The sequence below is a fragment of the Plantibacter sp. AC185 genome (assembly GCF_979258065.1).
Window position 1 is genome coordinate 2,703,054 of the sequence record NZ_OZ409831.1, and the last position, 25,149, is coordinate 2,728,202.

The following is a 25,149-nucleotide window of genomic DNA, read 5'->3' on the forward strand; positions in this document are numbered from 1 at the left end:
ATGTCCTGCTTACGGGCGAATGTCCTGCTCTCGGGCCGATGCCCTGGTCTCGTGCCGCGGCGGGCTACTGCGGCTTGGCCGTACCGACGGCCCAGACGAAGGGCGGCGGCGTTCCGTTGATGGACCAGTCGCCGACGATCCGCGTCTTGTAGATCACGGGGTTGTGCGACGCGACCGTGCGGGCGTTGCGCCAGTGGCGGTCGAGGGCGCTCGTGCGGCTGACGGCTGAGGCGCCGAGCGTGTTGAACAGCAGCGTCGCGGACCGTGGGACGAGCTCTGAGAGCACTACCTGCGCCTGGGCGGAACGGATCTCGGCCTCGATGTTCGCCTGCACGTCGTCCGCGGAATCGCGGTCGGCGGCGGTCTCCGATGCCCGCTCGATCGCAGCGGCGACCCCGAGCACGGTCTGCTTCGCGACGAACGCGATCGACGAGATCTCGCCGACGACCGCCTGGATCTGCCCGTCGTCCTTCACGAGTGGCGCGAGACCGTGCGTGTAGACGCGGGTACGGGCGCGGATCTGCTCCCCGGCGTCGCGCTCGACCGCCGCCGCGATCCCCGCGTGCACGGCGATGAGCACGTGCTGGTAGAGCGCGGTCTGGTAGCGGAACCGCTCGGTGAAGGGGTGCAGCTGGTCGGCGTCGACGACCGCGTCCTCGAACACGATCGTCCCCGTGCCGGTGAGCTGCTGCCCGAAGCCGTCCCAATCGTCGGCGATCGTCACGCCCAGCTGGTTCGTGCGGACGAGCACGGTGACCTCGGTGTCGGGCTTGCCCTCGACGACGAGTCGCGCGGTGGCGTCCGTCCAGTCGGCGTAGATGCTGCCCGTCGTGTAGAACTTGCGGCCGTTCACGACGTAGCGGCCGTCGCGCTCGGTGACGACCGTTCCGGAGACGCCGAGTGCGCCGGAGCCGACTTCGCTCCAGGCGTTGCCGACGATCTCACCGGCGACGAACCGCTCGAGCCATGCGGTGCGTCGGTCGCTCGGGGCCGCGACCAGCTGGTCCTCGACGAGGGCGATGTGCCCACGGAAGATCTGCGGGAGGTTCGAGTCCGCCGCTGCGAGCTCGATCAGGAGCTCGGTGAACTCCGGGAAGGTGAGTCCAGAACCGCCGAACTCGGCGGGGACCCGTAGGGCGCCGAAGCCGGCGGCGGCGAGCTTCCGCACCTCCTCGCGCGGGAGCCGGTGCTCGAGTTCGCGCTCCACGGCGCCGGCCTGGATCTCGGCGAACAGCGGCAGGAGCAGCTCGCGGGCGGCCGCGAAGCCGACCGGGCGGGCAGTGGTGGAGGTGGTGGTCATGGTGGAGTCCGTTCCTGAGTGGGCCCTTCGACAAGCTCAGGGACCGGTGGAGGTGCTCAGGGACCGAGGGCTGGTCCGGTCCCTGGGCTGGGGTTCGGCCCGTGAGCCTGTCGACGGGTGGTTCCTGAGCCTGTCGAAGGGCGGGAGTGGCGCGAAGGCCTAGGTGTAGAGCGAGATCGGCTGCAGCTCGCCGTTCAGGTGGTTCGCGCCGACCTCGAGCTTCTTGTAGTCGACCGGGTCGTGGAGGGAGTGCGTGCGCACGTTCCGCCAGAACAGGTCGAGCCCAACGGAGGCCTTCGCCGAGCTGGACCCGGTGACCTCGAAGATGCGGTTCGCGACCTCGATGCCGAGCTCCGTGGAGACGACCTTGAGCTTCGCGATCTCGATGGCGATGGCGCCACGGTCTTCCGCTGTCACGTCAGCTCCCCGCTCGATGATGCGGTCGAAGCGGGCGTTCGTGCGGTCGGCGAGCGCCTCGACGGCGGCGATCGACGACACGAACTCGCCGACGACGCGCTGCACGAACGGGTCGTCGCGGTAGGTCTCGGCGTGGCTCAGGAACCAGGCGTTCTTCCGCGCCCGGACGAGCTCCGTGCCCTGCGCGAGCGCTCCCTCCGCGATGCCGAGGTAGAGGTTGCCGAACGCGAGCTGGATGCCGGGCGTCACGAGAGAGGAGAACGGTTCGTCACCGACGGTGCCGAGGATGTCCGTCTGCTCGACGAGGACGTCCTCGAACCGCACGGAACCCGACGCGGAGAGCCGCTGGCCGAGCGCGTCCCAGTCGCCGAGGTAGGTGATGCCCGCGCGGTCGTGGTCGAGGACGAACTGGAAGATCGTGCCGTCGTGGTCGCCACCGCGGACGACTGCGTTGACGAGGATGACGTCGCCGGCCGAGGCGCCCGTCGAGAACCGCTTGAGGCCGTTGAGACGGAACGCGTCGCCGTCCTGGGTGAGCGAGAGGTCGGGGTCCGTCGGATTCACGGAGTCGCCCCAGATCCACCGGCCCTCCACGGTCTTGCGGTGCCACTCGGCTTGCGTGGCCGGGTCGGCGGTGAAGCCGATGTTGCCCGCGTTGATGTAGTGGTAGGCGAGCAGCTGGCCGATGGAGGCGTCGACGCGCGACAGGATGCGGACGACCCGGAAGGCGCTCTCCCAGTGTCCGCCACCCCCGCCGAACTCGGCGGGGTCGAGCAGGTTGACGAGGCCCGACTCGCGGAGGAGGTCGAGCTCGGTGGTGGGGTCGAGGTTCGCGCGGTCGCGTTCGAGGACGTCGACCGCGAGCTTGGCGGCGACCTCGGTGGCGACGGCGTCCCAGTGCGCGAGCTCGGCGTCGTCGGCGGTGCCGGACCAGTGCGTACGCCCTTCGGGGACCGGCTGCCCGGTCACTGAGCCTGTCGAAGTGCTGATCGTGTCGATGCTCATGCTGAGGCTCCTTCTGGGGCGTAGGCGTTGGTCTCGTCGGCGTTGTCGGTGTCGAAGAGGGAAGGCGCGGTGTCGTCGGCGGCGGACGGCTGCCCGACGTACGCACCGCGGTAGCGGTGGGCCGGGTGCCACTCGGGCACGACGGGAGAGCCGGTGCCGTTCAGGCGGCCGCGCAGCGTCCCCTCCGGGTACTCGTCCCAGACGCGGCCACGGCGACGCAGCTCGGGCACGAGCAGGTCGACGACGGCCTCGAACGTGCCGGGCGTGATGACGTAGGCGAGGTTGAAGCCGTCGGTCCCGGCGACGTCGATCCAGCGCTCGATCTCGTCGGCGACCGTCGCGGCACTGCCGACGAACACGGGCCCGATGCCGCCGATGCCGATGTAGTGGGCGATGTCGCGCGGCGTCCACTCGCGTTCCGGGTCGGCGAGCGTGAAGATCGCGAGTGCCGAGCGGGCCGCGTCGGTGTCGACGTACTTGAGCGGCTTGTCGGGGTCGAAGGACGAGAGGTCGAGGCCCGACCAGCCGCCGTAGAGGGTGAGGGCGCCGTCGAGCGAGATGTACTGCTGGTACTCCTCGTACTTCGCCTGCGCCTCCTCGTCGGTGTCGGCGACGATCGCCGTGGCGAGGGTGAGGATCTTCACGCTGTCGCGCGGCCGTCCGAGGGCCTCGGCGCGGTCGCGGATGTCGTCGGTCGTCTTGCGCGTCAGCTCCGGGACGAGCCCGTTGATGAACACCGCCTCGCCGTGGGTGGCCGCGAACTGGCGACCGCGGGCCGAGGCGCCGGCCTGGAAGATGACGGGGGTGCGCTGCGGCGACGGTTCCGAGAGGTGGATGCCGGGGACCTGGAAGTGCTCGCCCCGGTGGTTGATGGGGTGCACCTTCGTGGGGTCGGTGTAGACGCCGTTCTCGCGGTCGATGACGACCGCGCCGTCCTCCCACGAACCCTCCCACAGCTTGTAGGTGACGTCGAGGAACTCCTCGCCGATGCCGTAGCGGTCGTCGTGGCCGATCTGCTGCGTCAGCCCGAGGTTGCGGGCGGCAGAGTCGAGGTAGGAGGTGACGACGTTCCAGCCGACCCGACCCTTCGTGAAGTGGTCGAGCGTCGAGAAGCGGCGGGCGAGGGCGTAGGGCAGTTCGTAGGTGGAGGCGACGGTGACGCCGAAGCCGAGGTGCTCGGTCGCCTTCGCCATGGCCGACACCTGGATGATCGGGTCGCCGACGGGGAGCTGAGCGGAGTCGATGAGCGCGGGCGCGGAGGAGTGCCGGTAGACGTCGTAGATGCCGACGACGTCGGCGATGAACAGGGCGTCGAAGGTGCCCCGCTCGAGGAGTCTGGCGAGGTCGATCCAGTAGTCGATGTCGTTGTAGCGGTGCGCCTGGTTGTCGGGGTGCTTCCACAGGCCGGGCGCTTGATGGGTCACGCAGCTCATGTCGAACGCGTTGAGGATGATGCGCTTGCTCACAGGGATACCACCGGGTCGTCTCGTCGAGGCTGGGTCCGACGGCGATCACGGCGCCGTCCAGCACGACGGTACTCGGGGGCTCGGGTGCTCGCGAGGGGCCCGAAACAGAGCGTCACATGGGCTGCTGGGCGTCCGTTCCTCCCGGTACCTTCCCAGAGTTACTTTACCTTACGTAAGGTAAAGTAACTTCCATGAGACCCAGTGCACGGAACGAGATCCTCGATGCGGCCGTCCGCGTCGTCGACGCCTCCGGAGAGGCCGACATCACCTACGAGGCGGTGGCGCAGGAGGTCGGTCTGACGAAGGCCGGCCTGCGCTACCACTTCCCCTCACGGGACGCGATGATGATCGCGGTGATCGAGCACGTGGTCGCTCGCTGGCAGCGCGAGCTCGTGGAGGAGTTGGGGACGCCGCTCGAGACGTCGACACTCGAGGAGCGTGTGCGGGCCTTCGTCGCCTTCGCCGGGGAGGGCGGGGCGAGCCAGGGCGAGTTCGTCGTCTTCGCCGAGGCGGTCAGGCGTCCCGAACTCGCCGCTCCCTGGCTCGAGTACCTCCGCACCTGGTTCGGGTTCGGTGAGGATACCGATTCGACCTCCCTCCTGCTCGTCTGGTTGGCGGCGAACGGCCTCTGGATCGCCGAGGCGACCGGCATCCTCGACGTCGGCCGTGACCAGCGCGCCGACCTCGTCTCGCGACTCCTGGCCCTCGCTGGAGGTGAAGCCCGATGAAGAAGTGGCTGATCCTCTCCGCCGCCATCCTGTTGGAGGTCACGGCGACCCTCTCGCTCCGTGGCGCCATCGAGAACCCCTGGTGGTCGATCCTCGCGGTGGCCGGGTACGCGGGTGCGTTCATCGCGCTGTCCCTGCTGCTCCGCATGGGAGTGCCGATCGGGGTGGTCTACGGCATCTGGGCCGCTGCGGGCGTCGCGCTCACCGCGGTGCTCGCGTCGCTGGTGTTCGGCGAGCAGTTCACCCTCACGATCGGGCTCGGCATCGCGATCGTGATCGCCGGCGTCGTGCTCGTGGAGACGGGCCACGCACCGGAGTCGCCGACGCCCGCCGCGACCAACGAGGAGGTCGGCGCATGACCTGGTTGCTCCTGGCCGGCGCCATCGTCACCGAGGTCGCCGCGACGCTCTCCCTGCGCGCCTCGGAAGGCCTGCGGAAGAAGCGGTGGATCGCTCCCGTCGCCGTGTTCTACGTGACCGCCTTCGGACTGCTGACCATCGCACTCGCAAACGGGATGCCCGTCGGGATCGCCTACGGGATCTGGGCCGCCTGCGGGGTCGCCCTCACGGCCATCGGTGCGCGCGTGCTCTTCAAGGAGAAGCTGACACCGACGATGATCGTCGGCATCGGCCTGATCGCGGTCGGTGTCCTCGTCATCGAGCTCGGTTCCCAGTCGCACTGACCCGCGCTGGTCGTCGCCCCACACTCACTCTCCGCCCGAAAGGAAACGCGTGTTCACCATCGCTCCCGCCTCGCCCGCCGACCTCGAGGAGGCCGCGGCCGTACTTGCGACCGCCTTCCGGCAGGACACGGTCACCTCGACGCTCGTCTCCGGTTCTGACCGTGAGCGCCGGCTCGCCCTCCTCTTCGAGGCGATGCTGTGCTCGGGTGCGGCATCGAGTGGCCGCGTCGACCTCGCTCGCCGGGACACCGACGGTGTCGTCCTCGGTGTCGCCGTCTGGGAGACGCCGGACGCCCGCCACTCCGTGCTCGACCAGGTGCGGCAGCTGCCGAGGTTCGCCCGTGCGCTGGGGCTGCGCGGCCTTCCGCGAGCCATGCGCCTGCAGCGGACTCTTGCGCTGCACCGTCCGGCCGAACCGCACTGGTACCTCGCACAGATCGGCGTCGGCGACGGCGCTCGCGGGGCCGGTGTCGGGGGTGCGCTCCTCGAGTCACGCCTGCGCACCATCGACGCCGACGGCCTCCCCGTGTACCTGGAGTCGTCGAACGAGCGCAATCGCGCGCTGTATCGGCGAAGCGGATTCCGGAGTATCGCCTCCATCACGGGCATCCCGGGCGTGACGCCGGCTGCGATGTGGCGGGACGCCGCGCGGTCCGCTCCTGCGTCGACCGTCTCGGCGTCGACGGACAGGCGTGGATCGGTGGCCGTTGACGCTGGACTTCCGTCGCCGGCCTGACCGTGGCCTGACGGGGTGAGGAGCTGTACCCATTGAACGGCTGTCGGGTCTGCGGCATCCTCGTCGAGAGCGATACCGCTCGTGACCGACAGCCTTGGGGGGCTCCTGTGGACAGCAACGTGCTCGCGATCATCGCCATTCTCGTCCTGCTCGCGATCGTCGGGCTGGGGGTGTTGAAGGGACTCGGGCGCCGGAAGATCCGGGAGGCCGGCGAGAGCAAGCAGGCCAGGATCCCCGCGACCCTGCAGGAGTTCGGTCGCTCCGTCATCCTCGGGACCGACACCGCCGGTGCGGTCGCGCTCATCGAGGGGCTGCCGAAGAGTCGGTTGAAGTCCCTGCGTCCGGGCGTCTGGGGCCTCAATCAGATCTCGAAGGAGGACGCGGTGATCGAGGTGTGGCCCGCGGGTTCCGCCGCTGAGGTGCTGGTCACCTCCCTCGAGGAGAACTTCGGCTTCCCGCAGGGGCTCGACGGCTGGCAGCGCTTCACCGGTCAATTGGAGGCCGCTGCGACGGCGCAGGGTGTCTCCGTCCAGCGTGGCGCGCGGGCCTTCCAGTACCAGCCGGCACCCGCGAACTCCCTCGACCGCGCGCACTGGGTGCTCGCGAAGGTCGTCGCTCGCTGAGTCACCTCTCCCGAATCGCGGCGGCGCTCACTCACCCCTCCGGAAGAGCTGCGGAGGCGCCAGCACCATCGTGGCCGCGACCGATACCATCGGGCAACGTCCATCGCGAGGTTCGACACCGTCCTGATCAATGGCAGCGTGGGCACCGGCAAGACCTCCGCTGCCGAGGCAGTCGGTGAGGCGTTGCAGCGATGCGGCGTTTCAGGCGCGGTCATCGACGTCGACTGGTTGAGCCGGTTCTGGCCTGCATCCGACGACGATCCGTTCCGGACCGCTCTCGCTCTCGAGAATCTGCAGGCGATCACCGCGAACTTCCGGCGCGCCGGCGCAGCGGTCGTCGTCGTCGCCACGGTGATGGAGACGCTCGACAAGCTGCAACGCACCACCGTCGCCCTCGGCTCCCCGAGGTCGCTGCACGTCCGCCTGACCCTGGATCCGGACGTCGCGCGCTCGAGGTTGGCCGGACGCCACGGTGACGACGCGGCAGCGCTCAGCTGGCACACGCGGCGTCACCCCGAACTGGCGGGCATTCTTGAGCGGGCCGCATTCACCGACGACATGCGCATCGACACGACTCATAAACGGCCCAGGGAGGTCGCTCGAGAGATCCTCTCGGCAATCGTCGCCGGTCCCTGAGCTTGTCGAAGGGCTGGGAGCCCTCGTCTGGTCCCTGAGCCTCCCTCTGGTCCCTGAGCCTCCCTCTGGTCCCTGAGCCTCCCTCCGGTCCCTGAGCCTCCCTCCGGTCCCTGAGCCTCCCTCCGGTCCCTGAGCCTGTCGAAGGGCCCGCCGACCGCCCGCTCGCCTACAGATTCCCGAGGTAGGCCAGGCGCTCGCCGCCGAGTTCGATCGCCAGCGCCCGCTGCCGTTTGATTCGCCGCCAGCGCACGATGAAGAGCACCGTCCCGACAGCCGTGAGAACGATGCTGACGCCGAGCATGATCGGCCCGGTCGCGCCGAGCTCCTCCGGGTCGACGGACAGGAGGGCGCCCGCGAGGACGCCGACGCCGCCGAGGCAGGTGCCGGCGTAGGCTCCGGCTGCGAACAGGCGCGACGCGGGGATCGGGCCGAGGAAGTGCTGCAGGAGCACCGGCGGGAGTCCGCGGCGGCGTTGTTCCGGGCCGCGTCGGTCGAGCCAGTCAAGGGAGAACTGCTGGGCGATGTGGAGCTCGCGTGCCCGCGCGATGCCACCGACGATCCACGCGACGAACGCGAGCAGAGCACAGCCGACCACGGCGACGGCGACGAGCGCGTTCGCGTCGGACGGCAGGAGGCGGTCGATGACCCCTTCCGCGATGGCCGCCCCGAAGATCGCGAGCAGGCCGATCCCGGCGAGCCCGATGAGAATCCGGTCGCAGACCTTTCGGAGGGTGCGTGCGCCGACCGTCTCCGGAATCGGTTGCAGGTGGACGACGTCGTCGTCGTCCGCGAGCCAGGACCGCACCCGAGCCTCGTCCTGTGGCGGAATCCACGACGGCAACTCGCGTCCGTCGTCCGGGTCGCCGCGCTCCGCGTCCCGATCGCCGCGCTCCGCATCCCGATTGCCGAGCGCCCCATTCCGGTCATCGAGCGCCCCATTCCGGTCACCGAGCTTGTCGAGGTGCACTCGGTCGATGAGCTGCTCCGCGGCCAGCCGGGCCGGGTCGTCCGGTCGACGGAACCGGTCGTCGTTCGTGTCGTCGTCGACCGCCGTCGCCTCGTCCTCGTCCACGACGACCGACCCGTACTGCGGCGCAGGCGGCACGAGGGGAGTCGGGTTCGGGGCGTCAGGCGCCGCTGGAGCCACGTCTTGATGCGCGCGCACGACCTCCTCCACTTCGCCCTGTGCGGCCCGCATCGCTTCGTCCCGGATGCTCCGGCCGAGCGGCCCCGCGGCCTGGACCACCGCGTCGAGCAGCTTCACGTCGCCGGTGGACTCCGCCACGGCGATGCAGTCGCCGATGAACCCGCGTCGACCGATCGCGACGTCCGAGCCCTTCCCAGCGAGTGAACGGGAGATGCGTTCCCGGCCGACGTCGAGCGGATCCTGGCCGGTGTCGTCGGGGATACCGCTGCCGGCGATGAGCGCGACAAGTGGTACGAGGTCCGACGTGGGGAGGCTCCGGAGCCAACCGCCGTTCACGATGATGCGCGCACGTGTACCGGTGTCGGTCGTGAGTCGCAGACTGAGGGCCGGCGTGGTGGCGGCGGGATTGCGGGTGAGGAGTTCACCGCTCATGATCGAGCGCATCGGGATCGTCTGGCCGCCGAGGAGCGCGGTCCCGCGGACGGTGTCGACGCCGACCGGGCGGAAGGCGGCCCGGAGGTAGGACAGGCAGATGCCGGCGGTGAGGAGGAAGAAGGCCGGAATGACGATGAGCGCTGTGGGTGTGATGTCGAAGATGCCGTCGATGACGCTTCCGGTGATCCAGCCGAGGACGGTGGCGAGGATGCCCGACAGGATCAGGATGAGGACGAGGTTCGCCCTGACGGGATGGCGGCCGATCATGGTGAAGCCGTCGTTCGTCGGTCCTGGTGCTGCGCTCACATCGTCCTCTCGGCAGGTGGTCGCATCGACTGTTCCATGTCGGCGCCCGTCGTGTCGATGGGGAGCCCATTCGTGGTCCCTGGGTGGCACCCGTTCCCTGAGTCGCCTCCTCCGGTCCCTGGGTCACCTCCTCCGGTCCATGAGCCACCTCCTCCGGTCCCTGAGCCACTTCCTCCGGTCCCTGAGCTTGTCGAAGGGCGTTCCCCTCCCCGGCCCCGAAACCCTCGCAGCTCGATTCGCGTCTTCGGCTTCCGTGTTGTAGGCTCTACTTCGGCCTGCCGAGCCGAAGTTCTCTTCTCTCAGCAAGCAATGCGCCCGTAGCTCAACGGATAGAGCATCTGACTACGGATCAGAAGGTTGGGGGTTCGAATCCCTTCGGGCGCACATTTCGGAAAGCGGTCCACTTCGGTGGGCCGCTTTTTTCGTGCCACGTGACAGCAGGATATTGGCGCGAGAACAGGATGGAATCGCGGGAAACCTCCGGTTCTCGGGCGTTTGTCCTGCTGTGGTGCCGAGGGAGCTACGCCCGGCAGCTGTCCAGCGTGCCCGTGAGCGCCTGGCGGTCGGCGTCGTCGACCGTGAGGTCGTACGCCATCAGCACGAGCACGAACCGAGCCGCGTACTCGCAGTGGGAGGCGGCCGAGGGCGGCATCCAATCGCCGGGGCCGGAGTCCGACTTCGAGGAGTTCGTCGCGCCGTCGACGGCCTGCAGGTTGATCGGGTCGTTCGCGAACTGCTCCCGCTGCTGCTCAGTCCACGTGTTCCCGCCGTGACGCCAACCCCACGCGAGCGGCACGACGTGATCGATCTGCACGAGCTGACTCGACCGCTCACCGCGCTGGAAGTCGATCGTCGACCCCGTGTAGAGGTCGTGCAGAACGCCGGTGAGGACGACGCAGTCGCGGGTCCCCGGCTTGAAAGTGACGTCGACGAGGTCGCGCGCGAGCACGTCATTGCGGGTGTCGCAGCCGTTGCGGTCGATGTCGGCCCAGCGCTGACCGAACCGGTCCCGGTCGTAGCCGGTGGCGACCCGGGTGGCGGTGTCGACGTCGGCCAGCGCGTCTTCGACGGCGTCGGCCGAGACGATCAACTGCCCGGACGCGTCCACGACAGCGAAGCCGGCGGCCTCGAGCGAAGCCCGCGCGCTCGGGCTGACCGCTCCGGGCGTCGGTGCGACGGATGTCGGCGTCGGTAAGCCTGGTCCGCCGAACACGTTCCCGCCGTCGACCTGCGTCGCGACAAGCACCACGACGGCTGCAATGAGCGCGACGAGCAACGCCAAGGGAGTCTTCTTCATGCTGGGTGCTCTCCTCGGGGTCTGCTCCACCAGCGTAGGGGTGGGGGCTGACATGAAGGTTGCACAAGCCCTTCGACAGGCTCAGGGACCGGCGGAGGTGCGCTCAGGGACCGGGAATGGCCCAGGGACCGGGGGAGTGGCTCGGGGACCGTGGCCCTTCGACAGGCTCAGGGACCGGCGGAGGTGCGCTCAGGGACCGGGAATGGCCCAGGGACCGGCGGGGGTGTTCTCAGGGACCGGGGGACTGCCGCTCGCGACAGGGCCGGGATAGGGTCGAGCAGACACAGGGTGCCCCACAACGGGCGCCCGCGATCAAGGAGGATCACGTGTCAGGTAACAGAGCTGTCGCCTACAAAGCAGCGGGTGTCGTCGAGGTCATCGACATCGACTACCCCACCTTCGAACTCAAGGACGGACCGGGGGTGAACCCGGCCAACGTCGGCCGGAAAGTCCCCCACGGTGCCATCCTCAAGACCGTCGCGACCAACATCTGCGGCTCCGACCAGCACATGGTCCGCGGCCGCACCACGGCACCGCCGAACCTCGTCCTCGGACACGAGATCACCGGTGAAGTCGTCGAGGTCGGACCGGACGTCGAGTTCATCAAGGTCGGTGACATCGTCTCGGTGCCCTTCAACATCGCCTGCGGTCGCTGTCGCAACTGCAAGGAGCGCAAGACCGGCATCTGCCTCAACGTGAACCCCGACCGCCCGGGCAGTGCCTACGGCTACGTCGACATGGGCGGCTGGGTCGGCGGCCAGGCCGAGTACGTGCTCGTGCCCTACGCGGACTGGAACCTCCTGAAGTTCCCGGACCGCGACCAGGCGCTCGAGAAGATCATGGACCTCACGATGCTCTCCGACATCTTCCCGACCGGCTTCCACGGTGCGGTGACGGCGGGTGTCGGTGTCGGATCGACCGTCTACGTGGCGGGCGCGGGTCCCGTCGGACTCGCCGCAGCGACCGGGGCCATGCTCCTCGGCGCCGCTGCAGTCATCGTCGGCGACATGAACGCCGACCGGCTGGCGCAGGCGCGGAGCTTCGGTTGCGAGACCGTCGACCTCACCAAGGGCGAGCCGGCGGAGCAGATCGAACAGATCCTCGGTGTCCCGGAGGTCGACTGCGCGGTCGACGCCGTCGGGTTCGAGGCTCGTGGTCACGGCGGCGACGCGGGTCACGAAGCCCCGGCGACCGTGCTCAACTCGCTCATGGACATCACGGCGGCCGGCGGTGCGCTCGGCATCCCCGGGCTCTACGTGACGGGTGACCCGGGCGGTATCGACGAGGCCGCGAAGAAGGGTGCGTTGTCGCTGAGCCTCGGCACCGGCTGGGCGAAGTCGCTGTCGTTCACCACCGGTCAGTGCCCGGTCATGAAGTACAACCACGGCCTCATGATGGCGATCCTGCACGACAAGGTGCACATCGCGAAGAACGTCAACGCCACCGCGATCACCCTCGAGGACGCCCCGCGCGGGTACGCCGAGTTCGATGCGGGGGCTGCGCAGAAGTTCGTCCTCAACCCGAACGGGTATCTGGACGCCGCGTAGGCGGCGCTGCGACATCACCGAGAGCGCCCGTTGCGTCGTCTGGAGAGCATCAGGACGACGGAACGGGCGCTTTCGGCTGCCCTTCGACAGGCTCAGGGACCGGGGGCAGCCAGCTCAGGGACCGAGAACAGCCAGCTCAGGGACCGGGCGCCGGAGGGCGGATTCATGTTGTCACCGGGAGGTCCCGACTACTGAGTTTTCACCGGAACGCCTGCTGCGAGGCATCCGGAACGGCGTTGCCTGACGAACAGCTGAGTGAACCGTGAGATCCAGTCCTCTCGGTCCGTCTCTTCAATGACGCGGAAATCGGCGGGGCCTTGGGGCCCGTCCCGTGACGAAGAGACCCCCCCACTCGCACAAGGACGACCATGCAACACTCCTTCCTCGCATCCGAATCAGACCCGGAGAGCGACTCCAGCACCGGCCCGCTGCTCGGCAGTGAGAGCAGTACGGCGTCGACCGTTCCGATCCGCAAGGTCACGGTCAGTGGCGACGACCCGGCGGTCGCCCGGCAGAACTACGAGCGCGCCTACGACGGCAGCCGATTCACCGTCACCCGCGGTACCGATCCGTTCTCGTTCCAGTGGGTGTCGATCGGCGACGACCGGGTCTCGCTCCGCACCGCGACGATGACCGGGCACGTCACCGGCGAGACCCCGGGCCTCACCGACTACGTGGTCTCATGGGTCCAGACCGGCGGCGGCTGGATCGTGCGTCGTGACGGGCAGCGGATGGAGATCCCGCGCTCGCCGTTCGTCCTCCCGTTTCACCGGCCGTACACGGTGCATCTCACCCCGCACCGGCAGAACTCCGTGCTGTTCTCTGCACCGTACCTCGAGGACATCGCGACCGAGATCCACGCCGGCCCGAGTCAAGCGGTGTCCTTCGACCTCGAGGCGACGCCGACACCCGAGGCGATCGAGCGCTGGCGCGTGGCGCTGAACGCCTCCACCCCGGTGCTCACCGACGAGACGGCGCCTCCGCTGCTCCGCATGAACGCCCAGCGACCGCTCGCCCTCGCGCTGCTCCAGCTCGCACCGTGGGCGGTGGTCGACCTGCCTGAGCCGCTCCGCGAGCCCTCGATGGCGCGCACCCGCCTCGCGGTCGAATACCTGCACCACCACGCGGCGGAGCCCATCACGCCCGCTGACGCGGCGAAGGCGGCCGGGCTGCACACGAGGACGCTGCAGCTCCACTGCCGTCGCGAGCTCGGCATGTCGCCCACCGCCTACCTGCGCGACATCCGCCTCGACCGCACCCGGCGCGAGCTCGCCGACAGCTCACCGCAGGAGACGACGGTCGGCGAGGTCGCGAAGCGGTGGGGGTTCGTCCACCTCGGACGCTTCGCGTCCGCCTACCGGAACCGCTTCGACGAGGGCCCGAGTCAGACCCTCCGCGGCTGATCGACGAACCCCGGATATCCAGAAAATGAGTGCTTCGGGACGAATCCACGATCGACCGTGAGGTTCGGGCGTGACACGCAGTCTCATAGATGTCGCCCGGAACACGGGCACCGCGACCGGACACCCGGAACGCGAAACCGCAGTACCAGCCACCGAAGGAGCAACACCATGTCGAACACCACCGACACCGCCAACCACGCAGCCACCACCTCCACGGGCAAGAACGTCATCGCCGATGGCGTCGTCCAGAAGGTCGCCGGCATCGCAGCCCGCGAGGTCCCCGGCGTGCACGACCTCGGCGGCGGAGCAGCTCGCGCCATCGGCGCCATCCGCAACGCCATCAACGCTCAGGACCGCGGTCAGGGCGTCTCGGTCGAGGTCGGCGAGAAGCAGGTCGCCGCTGACATCGTGATCGTCGCCGAGTACCCCGTCGACCTCCAGCGCGTCGCGGACGACGTCCGTCGCAGCGTCACCGACGCGATCTCGAACGTCGTCGGCATGGACGTCACCGAGGTCAACGTCACCGTCTCCGACGTCCACATCCCGTCGGACGACGACAACGACGCTGACGAGAGCCGCGTCCAGTGACCACGACCGATCGCGGCATCCTCGTCGGTGCCGTCCTGGCACTGGCGGCCGTCGCATTCGGGTTCTGGAGCATGATCCTCGTCGCGCTGTTCATGCTGATCGGATTCGGCATCGGACGCGTCCTCGAGGGCAAGCTCGACCTGCGCGGTGTCGCCGACGCGCTCCGCGGGCGGCGGTCGTCGTGACCGCGGCGGTGACGGCCGAACAGGCCGTGCATGGTCGCAACACGATCAGCTCCCGCGCCGTGCGTCGCGTCGTGTCTGCCGTCACCGCGGAGGAACTCGGTGTGCGGGCGTCGGAGGTCTCGGTCGAGCTCTCCGACGCCCAGGGGGCCCTCACGGTCACCGCGAGCACGCCCATCCACGTGTCGCCGCTCGGCGCCGGATCCCGGACCTCGGGAACCGTCCTCGAACGCCTGGCACGCGCACAGACCAGCATCCGTGAGCGGTGCCTGGACCTGACCGGGTCGACGATCGGACGCGTCGACCTCCACATCACGGGCGCGAAGCTCGAAGAACGAAGGAGGGTGTTGTGAGCACCCCAGCCCTGTACCGCCGCGCGGTGCGTCGCGAGACCCACTCGCCGCGGTCGACGCTCGCGATCACGATCGCGATCATCCTCGCGCTCGTGCTCGCCTGGCTCGGCACCGAATCGGTCCTGGCCGCGATCGGGCAGCCGGCGCTCCTCGTCGCACCGAAGGACATCGTCACCGCGGTGCTGACTGCAGCGACCGCTCCGGCCCCGCTGCTCGTCGCCATCGGCGCGGTCGCGGCGATCATCGGCCTCGTGCTGATCGTCCTGTCGCTGGCTCCCGCCCGCCAAGGGCATCGCGGGTCGATCGCCGACCGCACCGCGGCCGTCGTGGATGACCGGGTGATCGCGCAGTCGCTCGCCCGCGTCGCCTCGTACGCCGACGACATCGACCCCTCGCAGGTGAGTGTGAGCGTCGGCGCCAGGAGCGCCCGCGTCGACGTCACGCCGACGAGCGGCCGACGCGTCGACCAGCGCGAGATCCAGCAAGCCGTGGACGCGGAGGTCGCGTCCTACGACTACCGACCGGCGCTCCGCGCCAAGGTCCGCGTGAGCAGCAAGGGAACGGTGGCCTGATGAACTCCACGAATCGATTCCTCAACCGGTTCTTCATCTTCGTCGTGGGACTCGTCGTCCTCGCGGCCGGCGCGGCCCTGTCCGTGGGCGCGCTCCTGCCGGACGTGCAGCGCACGATCAGCGAGAACGCCGAGCGGGCCGTCGGACCGACGAACGACACCATCGACGCCCAGCCGTGGATCCTGTGGGTCGCGGCGGTCGTCGCCCTGCTGCTCATCCTCGTCATCCTCTGGTTCGTCTTCCGGCAGGGCCGCGGGCACACCGGAACGCTGCTGCAGGTCGACGAGCAGCGGACGAAGGACACCCCGACCGGTGGTCGCGTCGTGCTCGACGTGAAGGTCGCCGAGCAGGTCCTCGAGGAGGCGATCGGGCGCAACCCCGACGTGGTCTCCGTCGACGTCACCGGCTTCCGGATCCGCAAGCAGTCCACGCTGCGCCTCACCGCACACGCTCGTCGCGGCGCCTCGCCCGTCCAGCTGCGGCGCGACATCGAGGCGGCCATCCACGAGTGGGACGGCGTCCTCGGGACATCCACCCCGGTGGTCATCCAGATCGTCAGCGGACTGCGCACGCGGCTCGCCAGCACCAACCGGGTCGTCTGACCCGACACTCCGCGGTGCCACCGCGGCACCCGAACCGACAGCAGCAGGACCGATGCACCGCCGACGCGGTGCGAGGAGGATCGCATGAGCGACGACACGAAGCACCCGGACCAGCACCACATCCCCACCCCGGCCGAGGTCCGGGCGGAGCACCCGACGGTGCTCGTGCCCGCGCATCCCGATGACGAGGTCCGCCGCATCGAGTCGCACGACGGCGAGCACGCGGGTGGGACCGCGTCCGCCCCTGGATCGGTCGCTGCGGCGGACACGACGGTCGCTGGATCAGCGGCCGTTGAACCGGCTGTGGCCGACTCGGTCTCCGACGAGTCGCCGACGGTGACGGTGTCAGAGCCGGTGGCTTCGCCGGAACCGGCAGACGCACCGGTGGTCGAGCTCGACTCCGGCCGCCGGCGTGAGCAGGAGGCCGACGAACTCGCCCAGGTCATCGCCACGACGGCCGAGACGGTCCCCGGCGTGCACGCCCTCGGTTCCCCGACGGCCCGCGCCATCGACAGTGCCCGCACCCGCCTGCTCGGTCGCACCGCCGTCCCCGGCGTCAACGTCCTGGCCGACGACGACGTGCTGAACGTCGAGGTCTCACTGGTGGCCGAGTACCCGGCCAGCATCGACGAGGTCGCGGACACCGTCCGGGCCGACGTCGCGGCGGCGCTGGAGGCCCGCCACCCCGGACCGGTCGACATCGACATCACGGTCACCGACATCCACGGGCCGTTCGACCCGATCGAGCCCGACCCGGGCGAGGCGATCGACGGGGCGAAGGCCGCCATCGGTGACGCGACGTCCGCGGCGGGTGCTGCGATCGGCGATGCGGCGGAGGCCGCTGGAGAAGCGTTGGGCAACGCCAAGACGGCTGCAGCGGACGCGGCGGACTCGGCGCGAGCCGGAGCGGCCGACCTGGCCGACGCCGCTGGTGACGCGGTGGAGCAGCGGCCAGAGCAGCGGACCGTCCGGTCCGAGGGCGACGACGGCCGGTCGCTGGAGAACGAGCAGCCGGGCGCGGCCGCCGGTGCCGACGGCGGGCTCGTGGCTGACGGCGACGTCGCTGGTGAACCGATCGACGCGGTGGTGTCGGAATCCTCCGACGACGTGTCCGAGGAACTCGCTGAGGCCGCCCGTCAGCTGGCCACTGCGGCCGACTCGCTCGCGACCGTCGCCGAGGAGGTGACGCACGGCGCCGACCCGAACCTCGCCGACGCTGAGCCCCTCGGGGCGGCTGACGCGATCCACGACGCTCCAGCGGAAGAGCCTGCCGCAACGAGCGCTGATGCCGACCTGGTTTTGGCCCCCGAGCAGGACGGCAGCGCCGCGGCGCCCGTCGACGGTGTCCCGGAGGCGCTCGAGCCCGTCGACGAGGACACGCAGGACCAGCCTGCCCCGAAGGTCGCTGACGTCACCGAGGTGGCGGACGGGGCGGACGCCTCCGCCGAGGCAACGGCCGTCCAAGCTGCTGCGCCGACGAAGGAGCAGTGACATGCCGCTCTTCAGCCGGACCACGTCGTACGGCGCCCGCCCGCGTCCGCGTGCCGTGTGGGCCGCCGCGATCACGGGTGTCGTCCTGCTCGTCCTCATCGTCATCGGCGTGCTGATCCCGATCCTCGGGCTCATCGGTGCGGCCGACGGCGCGACGGTCGGTGCGCTCAGGGTCCCCGTCGGTGGCATCGTGGTCGCGCTGCTCATCGGGTACGTGCTCGCGCTGCTGTTCCTGCTCGGATGCGTCCGCAGTCGCAACGGCGCACTCTCCTGGGTGCTCGCCGTCGCCGCGGTGATCTCGGCGCTCCTCGTGTCGCTGTGGCCGCTGCTGGCGGTCGCCTTCGCGGGCGTCGACCAGGCGTCTGACGTCGTCCCGTTCATCCAGGACCTCATCCGCCGGGTCACGGGCGGCTGAGCGCAGGAGATCCGCGCGGCAGCAGGGGGTTCTCCCTCAGGATCTCCTGCTGCCGCGCGGATCTCCTGTTTTCAGCTCAGGCGGCGGGTGAGGTGGACGTCGACGGTGTCGCCGATGTCCTTGCCGAGACGCTTCCGGAGCTTCGCGCTGATGGACAGCATGTGACCACCGGAGCCGGTCGGCATGAGTCCGACGTTCGGAAGCTCGACACCGTCGACGTTCGCGTCGACCCGGACGGATTTGCCGGTGCCGAAGAACTCGGCCGAGCCGGGCATCTCGACGCAGGACCAGACGTCGCCCTTCACGTCGACGCCGATCGGCGCGGTGAAGTGGTGATCGAGCTCGGTCGGTTCGATGGCCATCGGTGGCGCCCCTCGTCGGTCGTGGTCGGCGGGGCCATTGTCGCGGCTGCGTCCGACCCGTGGCAAGGGTGGGACCAGGGACCGCCCTTCGACAGGCTCAGGGACCAACACCACCCGCCGGTCCCTGAGCTTGTCGAAGGGCCAGCCCCCGCCGCGCGAACCTCAGTTCTGGGGGAAGCCGAGGTTGATGCCGCCGTGGGAGGGGTCGAGCCAGCGGGAGGTGATGGCCTTCTGCTGGGTGAAGAAGCGGACGCCCTCGGCGCCGTGGGCTTTGGTGTCGCCGAACAGGGAGTCCTTCCACCCGCCGAAGGAGAACGTCGCGACCGGGACGGGGATGGGCACGTTGATGCCGATCATGCCGACCTGGATCTCGTTCTGGAACCGTCGGGCGGCGCCGCCGTCGTTGGTGAAGATCGCGGTCCCGTTCCCGAACGCGCCGCCGTTGATGAGTGCGACACCCTCCTCATACGAGGCGACGCGGACGACGGCGAGGACGGGTCCGAAGATCTCCTCCGTGTACACCTTCGACGTCGTCGGCACCCGGTCGATGAGGGTCGGGCCGAGCCAGAACCCGTTCGGGTCGCCGTCGATGGGGGTGTTGCGGCCGTCGACGACGATCGTCGCACCGTCGGCCTCGGCGATGTCGAGGTAGGACGCGACCTTGTCGCGGTGCACCTTCGTCACCAGCGGCCCCATGTCGCAGTTCCGGCGTCCGTCACCGATCCGCAGGGTCGCTGCACGTTCGGCGATCTTGCCGATGAGCTCGTCCGCGACGGGCTCCACAGCGACGACCACGGAGATCGCCATGCACCGCTCGCCCGCGGAGCCGAAACCGGCGTTGATCGCGGAGTCGGCGACGAGGTCGAGGTCGGCGTCGGGCAGCACGAGCATGTGGTTCTTCGCCCCGCCGAGCGCCTGGACGCGCTTGCCGTGTGCGGTGCCGGTCTCGTACACGTACTTCGCGATCGGCGTGGAACCCACGAAGGAGATCGCACGGACGTCGGGGTGGGTGAGCAGCCCGTCGACGGCCTCCTTGTCACCGTTCAGCACCGTGAACACCCCGTCGGGGAGCCCGGCTTCCTTCCACAGCTTCGCGAGCCAGATCGCCGCGGACGGGTCCTTCTCACTCGGCTTCAGCACGACCGTGTTCCCGGCCGCGATCGCGATCGGGAAGAACCACATCGGCACCATCGCGGGGAAGTTGAACGGCGAGATGATCCCAACGACCCCGAGCGGCTGCTTCGTGGAGTACACGTCGACACCGGTGGAGACCTGCTCGGAGAACTCACCCTTGAGGTGGTGCGCGAGGCCGGTCGCGAACTCCACGACCTCCTGACCGCGCGTGATCTCGCCCAACGCGTCGGAGACGACCTTGCCGTGCTCCGCCGTGATGATCTCCGCCAGCTCGCCCTTCTTCGCCTCGAGCAGCTCACGGAACTTGAACACGACCTGCTGACGCTTCGCGAGCGGCAGGTCGCGCCAGGCGGGGAATGCCGCGGCGGCGGATGCGACGGCGTGGTCGATCTCCGACTGGTCCGCGAGCGCGACGTGCTTCGTCGCGACACCGAGTGCTGGGTCGTAGACCGGGGCGGTGCGACCCGAGGTGGACGGGGCCTCGGCTCCGTCGATCCAGTGCGGGACGACCTGCAGCGAACCGGCGTCGGTGGTGGGGGTGGTGCTCGTGGCGGTGGTGGTCATGCGGAGGGCTCCTGGGCGTCGTGGGGTGCAGGGGTGCTGGGTGCTGGTCGTGCCGGGACAGGTGCCGGGAGTCCCGACACCGAGTCCCAGAACGAGTCCGGGTCGCCGCTCATGCGCGCAGCTCGTCGAGGGCGGCATCGATGATCGCGATGCCCGAGGCGACCTCGTCGGCGGTCACGACGGCGGGCGGGACGACGTGGATGCGGTTCTCGCTGATGAACGGCAGGAGGCCGGCCTCGAGCAGGGATGACTTGAACCGACCCATCGCCGCCGCATCGAGCGGTGCGCGGGTGTCGCGGTCCTCGACGAGCTCGACCGCCCAGAACACGCCGCTGCCGCGAACCTCGCCGATGAGCTCGTGGCGCTCGGCGAGGGAGCGGAGCGCGGGCCCGATGTGGTCGGCGCCGATCGCCTTGGCGTGTTCGACGACGCCTTCCTCAGCCATCGCGGTGAGCGTCGCGACGACACTCGCGGCGGCGAGCGGGTGGCCGGAGTACGTGAGCCCACCGGGGAACACCTGCTCGTCGAAGACGCGGGCGATGTGCTCGGAGACGATGACGCCACCGAGCGGCACGTAGCCGGAGTTGACGCCCTTCGCGAAGGTGATGAGGTCGGGGCGCACGTCGAACGCGTCGAACGCGAACCACTCACCGGTGCGGGCGAAGCCGGCCATGACCTCGTCGAGGATGAGCATGATGCCGTAGCGGTCGGCGATCGCGCGGACCCCCGCGAGGTAGCCGGGCGGCGGGGTCAGGATGCCGGCGGTGCCTGGAACGGTCTCGAGGAGGATGGCGGCGATCGAGCCGGGACCCTCGGCCTGGACGGTGCGCTCGAGGTGGCGGAGGGCGCGCTCCGACTCCTCCTCCGGCGTCGTCGCCCAGAACTCGGTGCGGTAGAGGTAGGGGCCGAACACGTGCACGTGACCGCGCGCGTACTCGTTGGGGATGCGGCGCCAGTCGCCCGTCGCCACGATGGCCGCGCCCGTGTTGCCGTGGTACGAGCGGTAGGTCGAGATGACCTTGTCGCGGCCGGTGGCGATGCGCGCCATGCGGATCGCGTTCTCGTTCGCGTCGGCGCCGCCGTTGGTGAAGAAGACCTTCTCGAAGCCCTCGGGCGCACGCTCGAGGATGAGCCGCGCCGCCTCGGCGCGGGTCGCGTTCGCCGCAGCGGGCGCGATCGTCGTGAGCTGCGCCGCCTGCTCCTGGATCGCCGCGACCACCTTCGGGTGCTGGTACCCGAGGTTCACGTTGACGAGCTGGCTGGAGAAGTCGAGGTAGTGGCGTCCGTCGTGGTCCCACACGGTACTGCCGAGCCCACCCGCGATGGGGAGTGGCTTGAGCGTGCTCTGGGCGGACCAGGAGTGCAGGACGCGCTGGGTGTCGGCGTCGCGGACACCGGCGTTGTCGAGGCCGGAGAGGAAGTCATTGATCACTCCTGCAGCCTGGCAATCGATGGTGCCGATGTACATGGCGGGATCGGTGATAGCTTCGGCACATGCCCACCACTTCAGTGATCGCTGGCGAGGTCGGCCGTGCGTCCTCGAACGTGTCCCTGCGCACGCTCATGGCCGAGCCGGTCTTCAAGCTCGGCCTCGTCGTCGCGGGTGACGCCGACGTCCTCGACCGCGACATCGCCTGGGTGCACAGCTCCGACCTCGGCGACCCGACACCCTGGCTGGAGCCCGGCCAGCTGCTCCTCACCGATGGCATGCAGTTCACCGGCGAGATGAGCGACGAGCTCGCCGACCGTCGCGCCGACGAGTACGTCCGCCGCCTCTCCGCCCGGGGCGTGCTCGCGCTCGGGTTCGCCACCGGGATCATCCACGCCGACATCCCGCAGCGGCTCGTCGAGGCATGCGAGCGTCACGGGTTCACCCTGCTCGAGGTGGGGGAGCGGACCCCGTTCATCGGCATCATCCGATTCGTCGCCGACGCCGTCGCGGCCGCGCGCGTGGCGTCGCTCGAGTGGTCACTCGCCGCCCAGCGTGCGGTCGCGAGGGCGGCGCTCAGACCCGACGGCCTGACCGCGATCCTCGCGGAGCTGGGGCAGCAGCTCGGCTGCTGGGTCGCGCTGTACGACGCGCTCGGCAACCGGGTCACCACGAGGACGCGTGAGCCGGTGCCGGAGGGCGTGGAGGCCGCCGTCGCGGAGGTGTTGCGCCGCGGGTCGCGGGCCGGCCTGCACCTCGCGGACGGAGCCGAGGGTGCGACGCTGCTGACGCTCGGTCGCCGGGGTGAGCTGCGGGGCATCCTCGCCGTCGGCTCCAGCGTGCCGCTCGACCACGCCGAGCACGACCTCGTCTCCAGCGTCATCGGCCTCGCGAGCATCGCCCTCGAGCAGCACAGCGCCCTCGACCTCGCACGCCGGCAGCTGCGCTCCGGGCTCCTCGAGCTGCTGCTCTCCGGGGACCGTGCCGTCGCCGAGCGCACCGCCCAGCGGCTCTGGGGGCCGCTGCCGCCCGACCCGATCCGCGTCGCCGTGGTCGACATCCCCGAGGGTGAGCTGGGCTTCCTCTCGGAACTCGACGTGCAGGCCGCGGCGCACGGCGGCAAGCTGTTCTTCGCCGAGCAGGACGAGCGGATCGTCATCGTGTCGAGCGACGCGGACACCGGACTCTGGGACGCCGTCGTCGGCCGCCACGGGCTGTCGGGCGGGGTGTCGGCGAGGACGAGTTGGGAGGGGTTGCGGGACGGGCTGTCCGAGGCCGAGCGGGCTCGGGCGTCGGCCGGGGAGACCGCGCGGCTCGTGCGGTACGAGGCACTCGCCGAGCAGGGGTTGCTCGGGTTGCTGAGCGCCTCGGGCGGCTCGGTGCTGGCGAACCGGCTGCTGGAGCCGCTGGGTCGGCTCGGAGCCGAGGCTCGGGCGGTCCACGTGGAAACGGCTCGGGTGTGGTTGGAGGCGAACTGCGTCACCGATCAGGCGGCTGGCCGCCTCGGGATCCACCGGCAGACCCTTCGCGCGCGCATCACCACGCTGGAGTCGCTGCTCGACCTCGACCTCTCGCGCTTCGGCGACCGTGCCGAGCTGTGGAGCGCCCTCCAGCTCACCGACGGCTGAAGGTCCTTCGGGCCCAGGTCACCGAGCCCATCCCGGTCACCGACCCCAACCCCGGTCACCGAGCCCACCCCGGTCACCGAGCCCACCCCGGTCACCGAGCTTGTCGAGGTGCCACCGTGGGCCCTTCGACAGGCTCAGGGAGCGGAGAGGGTGCACGGTTCGGGGTGACCGCCGCTTGCCGCCGAACCCCAGCAGGGGTTCCGGTGCCCAAGCCGCACCCTGCCGTCCCGGTCCCTGAGCTGCACCATCCCGGTCCGGTCCCTGAGTCGCACTCCTCTCGGTCCCTGAACTTGTCGAAGGGCAGCGACCGCACGACGGGACCGCACTTCGACAAGCTCAGCGACCGGAAAGCGTTCCGCGGGTGAGGAGCGCGGTGAGCGGGTGCACCGTGTCCCGGTCCTCGCGCGCACCCCATCCCGGTCCCTGAGCTTGTCGAAGGGCGGTCGACATGGGGCGGGACCGCACTTCGACAGGCTCAGTGACCGGATGGGGGCGTCAGTGACCGGTGGTGCGAGCTCAGAGACTGGATGGGGCGTCAGTGACCGTGGTGCGAGCTCGGCGACCGGGGCCGAAGCGCCTAGGCGATGCGGATGAGCTTCTTGTTGACGAACTCGTCCATCGCGGGCTTGCCCATCTCGCGGCCGGTACCGGAGCGCTTCACGCCGCCGAAGGGCAGCTCCGCCGCGTCGCCGAGGACGAGGTTGATCCACACCATGCCGGCGTCGATCCCGTCCGCGACCCGCAGCGCCTGTTCCTGGTCGGTCGTGTAGACGTAGGAGCCGAGGCCGAACGGCGTGTCGTTCGCGAGGCGCACGGCCTCCTCCTCCGACGCGACCCGGTACAGCGACGCGACGGGTCCGAAGAACTCCTCGTGGAACGCGTCCATCTCGGGCGTCACGTCGGTGAGCACGGCCGGCGGGAAGAAGTTCCCGGACGGCTCGCCCGATGCCAGGATCGTCGCGCCCTGCGCCTTCGCGCGGCCCAACTGCTCGCCGAGCCGCTCGGTCGCGGCGGCCGACGACAGTGGGCCGAGCTGCGTGCTCTCCGCCATCGGGTCGGCCGGCGCGTTCGCCGTGAAGACCTCGGTGAACTTCGCGGCGAAGTCGTCGAACAGCTCGTCGATGATGATGAACCGCTTGGCGGCGTTGCAGGACTGCCCGTTGTTGTCGATGCGGGCGTTGACGGCGTCCTGGACGGCGGCGTCGAGGTCGTCGGTCGACAGCAGGATGAACGGGTCGGACCCACCGAGCTCGAGCACGACCTTCTTGAGGTGCTTGCCGGCCAGCTCGGCGACGGCGGAACCGGCGCGCTCAGAACCGGTGACCGAGACGCCCTGCACGCGCGGGTCGGCGATGACCGTCGCGATCTGGTCGTTCGTGGCGAAGATGTTCACGTACACGGAATCGTGGGCGCCCAGCTCGGCTTCGGCGTCGTCGAAGATCTGCGCGATCGCCAGCGCCGACTCGGGGCACTGCGGTGCGTGCTTGAGGAGGATCGTGTTGCCGTTGACGACGTTCGGGCCGACGAACCGCGCCACCTGGTAGTACGGGAAGTTCCACGGCATGATGCCGAGCAGCACACCGAGCGACGCGCGACGGATGAACGCCGAACCGGTGCCGTCGGACAGCTCGATCGACTCGTCGGCGGAGAACGCCTCGCCGTTGTCGGCGTAGTACTGGTAGATCGCGGCGGCGAAGTCGACCTCGCCGAGCGCCTGCTCGTAGGTCTTGCCCATCTCGCGGACGGCGATCTCGGCCAGCTGCTCACGGCGCTCCGTGTGGAGGGCGGCGACGCGGGCGACGAGCGCAGCGCGGTCGGCGACGGGAGCGCGACGCGACCACTCCTCGTGGGCGGCGGACGCGGCGGTGATCGCCTGCTGCAGCTCCTCGTCCGTGATCGTCGGGTAGTCGCGGAGAGTCTCTCCGGTCGCGGGGTTGACGACGGCGTAGTCGCTCACTGGTGTGCTCCTTTGTCTGAGGTGCTGCTGGTGCGGTGCGGTGTCCGTTGCCGGCCGATGCGAGCTGTGCGGGTTCGACGGGAGCGGGACCACCACCTGCACCGTATCGAACCACGCTCCGCCTGTCATGGGTTGGACTGCGGC

The 25,149-nt window shown here is 69.8% G+C and carries 25 protein-coding genes and 1 tRNA gene; 17 read left to right on the forward strand and 9 right to left on the reverse strand.

Annotated features, from left to right (window positions below; translation table 11 throughout):
* Positions 1-64 precede the first annotated feature (64 nt).
* The 3 genes from ACZZZB_RS12820 to ACZZZB_RS12830 form a co-directional block, all read right to left on the reverse strand.
* Positions 65-1,300 (reverse strand): acyl-CoA dehydrogenase family protein, encoded by a 1,236-nt coding sequence (locus ACZZZB_RS12820; protein WP_463529867.1) that lies wholly within the window; start codon positions 1,298-1,300, stop codon positions 65-67.
* 159 nt (positions 1,301-1,459) lie between these two features.
* The gene (locus ACZZZB_RS12825; RefSeq protein WP_463529868.1) at positions 1,460-2,722 is read right to left on the reverse strand and encodes an acyl-CoA dehydrogenase family protein; all 1,263 of its coding nucleotides are present in this window, start codon (positions 2,720-2,722) and stop codon (positions 1,460-1,462) included.
* A complete protein-coding gene (locus tag ACZZZB_RS12830) occupies positions 2,719-4,188 on the reverse strand; it encodes an LLM class flavin-dependent oxidoreductase (RefSeq protein ID WP_463529869.1) in 1,470 nt (489 codons plus the stop codon). The genes ACZZZB_RS12825 and ACZZZB_RS12830 overlap by 4 nt, the downstream gene beginning before the upstream one ends.
* Before the next feature lie 191 nt (positions 4,189-4,379).
* Here ACZZZB_RS12830 and ACZZZB_RS12835 point away from each other — a divergent pair, with 191 nt between their 5' ends.
* From ACZZZB_RS12835 to ACZZZB_RS12860, 6 genes are all read left to right on the forward strand, one after another.
* Positions 4,380-4,916, forward strand: a complete 537-nt coding sequence (locus ACZZZB_RS12835; RefSeq protein WP_463529870.1) for a TetR/AcrR family transcriptional regulator — start codon at positions 4,380-4,382, stop codon at positions 4,914-4,916.
* On the forward strand, positions 4,913-5,275 hold the full coding sequence (locus ACZZZB_RS12840) for a DMT family transporter (RefSeq protein ID WP_463529871.1): 363 nt from the start codon (positions 4,913-4,915) through the stop codon (positions 5,273-5,275). The genes ACZZZB_RS12835 and ACZZZB_RS12840 overlap by 4 nt, the downstream gene beginning before the upstream one ends.
* The gene (locus ACZZZB_RS12845) at positions 5,272-5,598 is read left to right on the forward strand and encodes a DMT family transporter (protein ID WP_463529872.1); all 327 of its coding nucleotides are present in this window, start codon (positions 5,272-5,274) and stop codon (positions 5,596-5,598) included. Before ACZZZB_RS12840 ends, ACZZZB_RS12845 begins: the two co-directional genes overlap by 4 nt.
* Before the next feature lie 49 nt (positions 5,599-5,647).
* Positions 5,648-6,334, forward strand: coding sequence for a GNAT family N-acetyltransferase (locus ACZZZB_RS12850; protein ID WP_463529873.1), 687 nt, complete (start codon positions 5,648-5,650; stop codon positions 6,332-6,334).
* 107 nt (positions 6,335-6,441) lie between these two features.
* The gene (locus ACZZZB_RS12855; RefSeq protein WP_463529874.1) at positions 6,442-6,957 is read left to right on the forward strand and encodes a hypothetical protein; all 516 of its coding nucleotides are present in this window, start codon (positions 6,442-6,444) and stop codon (positions 6,955-6,957) included.
* Between the two features lie 126 nt (positions 6,958-7,083).
* Positions 7,084-7,593 (forward strand): hypothetical protein, encoded by a 510-nt coding sequence (locus ACZZZB_RS12860; RefSeq protein WP_463530561.1) that lies wholly within the window; start codon positions 7,084-7,086, stop codon positions 7,591-7,593.
* Between the two features lie 166 nt (positions 7,594-7,759).
* Here ACZZZB_RS12860 and ACZZZB_RS12865 read toward each other — a convergent pair whose 3' ends face one another.
* Positions 7,760-9,481: a hypothetical protein gene (locus ACZZZB_RS12865; RefSeq protein WP_463529875.1), complete on the reverse strand. Its 1,722-nt coding sequence runs from the start codon at positions 9,479-9,481 to the stop codon at positions 7,760-7,762.
* Between the two features lie 311 nt (positions 9,482-9,792).
* Here ACZZZB_RS12865 and ACZZZB_RS12870 point away from each other — a divergent pair.
* Positions 9,793-9,865, forward strand: a tRNA-Arg gene (locus ACZZZB_RS12870).
* 136 nt (positions 9,866-10,001) lie between these two features.
* On the opposite strand, the gene ACZZZB_RS12875 is transcribed toward ACZZZB_RS12870, so the two are convergent.
* A complete protein-coding gene (locus tag ACZZZB_RS12875; RefSeq protein WP_463529876.1) occupies positions 10,002-10,778 on the reverse strand; it encodes an HNH endonuclease family protein in 777 nt (258 codons plus the stop codon).
* Between the two features lie 326 nt (positions 10,779-11,104).
* Between ACZZZB_RS12875 and fdhA the strand changes: the two genes are divergently transcribed.
* From fdhA to ACZZZB_RS12920, 9 genes are all read left to right on the forward strand, one after another.
* On the forward strand, positions 11,105-12,325 hold the full coding sequence (gene fdhA, locus ACZZZB_RS12880) for a formaldehyde dehydrogenase, glutathione-independent (protein ID WP_079706515.1): 1,221 nt from the start codon (positions 11,105-11,107) through the stop codon (positions 12,323-12,325).
* A 368-nt stretch (positions 12,326-12,693) separates the two neighbouring features.
* Entirely contained in the window at positions 12,694-13,728 is a 1,035-nt protein-coding gene (locus tag ACZZZB_RS12885) for a helix-turn-helix transcriptional regulator (protein WP_463529877.1), read from the forward strand.
* 168 nt (positions 13,729-13,896) lie between these two features.
* Positions 13,897-14,316, forward strand: coding sequence for an Asp23/Gls24 family envelope stress response protein (locus tag ACZZZB_RS12890; protein ID WP_079706516.1), 420 nt, complete (start codon positions 13,897-13,899; stop codon positions 14,314-14,316).
* Complete coding sequence (locus tag ACZZZB_RS12895) at positions 14,313-14,501, forward strand: DUF2273 domain-containing protein (RefSeq protein ID WP_064296821.1); 189 nt, start codon at positions 14,313-14,315, stop codon at positions 14,499-14,501. The genes ACZZZB_RS12890 and ACZZZB_RS12895 overlap by 4 nt, the downstream gene beginning before the upstream one ends.
* Positions 14,498-14,851 (forward strand): hypothetical protein, encoded by a 354-nt coding sequence (locus ACZZZB_RS12900; protein WP_064296820.1) that lies wholly within the window; start codon positions 14,498-14,500, stop codon positions 14,849-14,851. The genes ACZZZB_RS12895 and ACZZZB_RS12900 overlap by 4 nt, the downstream gene beginning before the upstream one ends.
* The gene (locus ACZZZB_RS12905) at positions 14,848-15,423 is read left to right on the forward strand and encodes a hypothetical protein (RefSeq protein WP_463529878.1); all 576 of its coding nucleotides are present in this window, start codon (positions 14,848-14,850) and stop codon (positions 15,421-15,423) included. Before ACZZZB_RS12900 ends, ACZZZB_RS12905 begins: the two co-directional genes overlap by 4 nt.
* The gene (locus ACZZZB_RS12910) at positions 15,423-16,025 is read left to right on the forward strand and encodes a hypothetical protein (RefSeq protein WP_159875968.1); all 603 of its coding nucleotides are present in this window, start codon (positions 15,423-15,425) and stop codon (positions 16,023-16,025) included. The genes ACZZZB_RS12905 and ACZZZB_RS12910 overlap by 1 nt, the downstream gene beginning before the upstream one ends.
* A gap of 84 nt (positions 16,026-16,109) precedes the next feature.
* The gene (locus ACZZZB_RS12915) at positions 16,110-17,516 is read left to right on the forward strand and encodes an Asp23/Gls24 family envelope stress response protein (protein ID WP_463529879.1); all 1,407 of its coding nucleotides are present in this window, start codon (positions 16,110-16,112) and stop codon (positions 17,514-17,516) included.
* 1 nt (position 17,517) lies between these two features.
* Entirely contained in the window at positions 17,518-17,931 is a 414-nt protein-coding gene (locus ACZZZB_RS12920) for a hypothetical protein (RefSeq protein ID WP_463529880.1), read from the forward strand.
* A gap of 71 nt (positions 17,932-18,002) precedes the next feature.
* On the opposite strand, the gene ACZZZB_RS12925 is transcribed toward ACZZZB_RS12920, so the two are convergent.
* From ACZZZB_RS12925 to ACZZZB_RS12935, 3 genes are all read right to left on the reverse strand, one after another.
* Positions 18,003-18,293 carry a DUF1905 domain-containing protein gene (locus ACZZZB_RS12925; protein WP_463529881.1) on the reverse strand — a complete coding sequence of 97 codons (291 nt, stop codon included), beginning with the start codon at positions 18,291-18,293 and terminating at the stop codon, positions 18,003-18,005.
* 162 nt (positions 18,294-18,455) lie between these two features.
* Positions 18,456-19,991, reverse strand: a complete 1,536-nt coding sequence (locus ACZZZB_RS12930; protein ID WP_463529882.1) for a CoA-acylating methylmalonate-semialdehyde dehydrogenase — start codon at positions 19,989-19,991, stop codon at positions 18,456-18,458.
* Between the two features lie 109 nt (positions 19,992-20,100).
* Positions 20,101-21,459, reverse strand: coding sequence for an aminotransferase class III-fold pyridoxal phosphate-dependent enzyme (locus ACZZZB_RS12935; RefSeq protein ID WP_463529883.1), 1,359 nt, complete (start codon positions 21,457-21,459; stop codon positions 20,101-20,103).
* 26 nt (positions 21,460-21,485) lie between these two features.
* Between ACZZZB_RS12935 and ACZZZB_RS12940 the strand changes: the two genes are divergently transcribed.
* The gene (locus tag ACZZZB_RS12940) at positions 21,486-23,048 is read left to right on the forward strand and encodes a PucR family transcriptional regulator (protein ID WP_463529884.1); all 1,563 of its coding nucleotides are present in this window, start codon (positions 21,486-21,488) and stop codon (positions 23,046-23,048) included.
* A gap of 577 nt (positions 23,049-23,625) precedes the next feature.
* On the opposite strand, the gene ACZZZB_RS12945 is transcribed toward ACZZZB_RS12940, so the two are convergent.
* Entirely contained in the window at positions 23,626-25,005 is a 1,380-nt protein-coding gene (locus ACZZZB_RS12945) for an NAD-dependent succinate-semialdehyde dehydrogenase (protein ID WP_463529885.1), read from the reverse strand.
* Between the last annotated feature and the right edge of the window lie 144 nt (positions 25,006-25,149).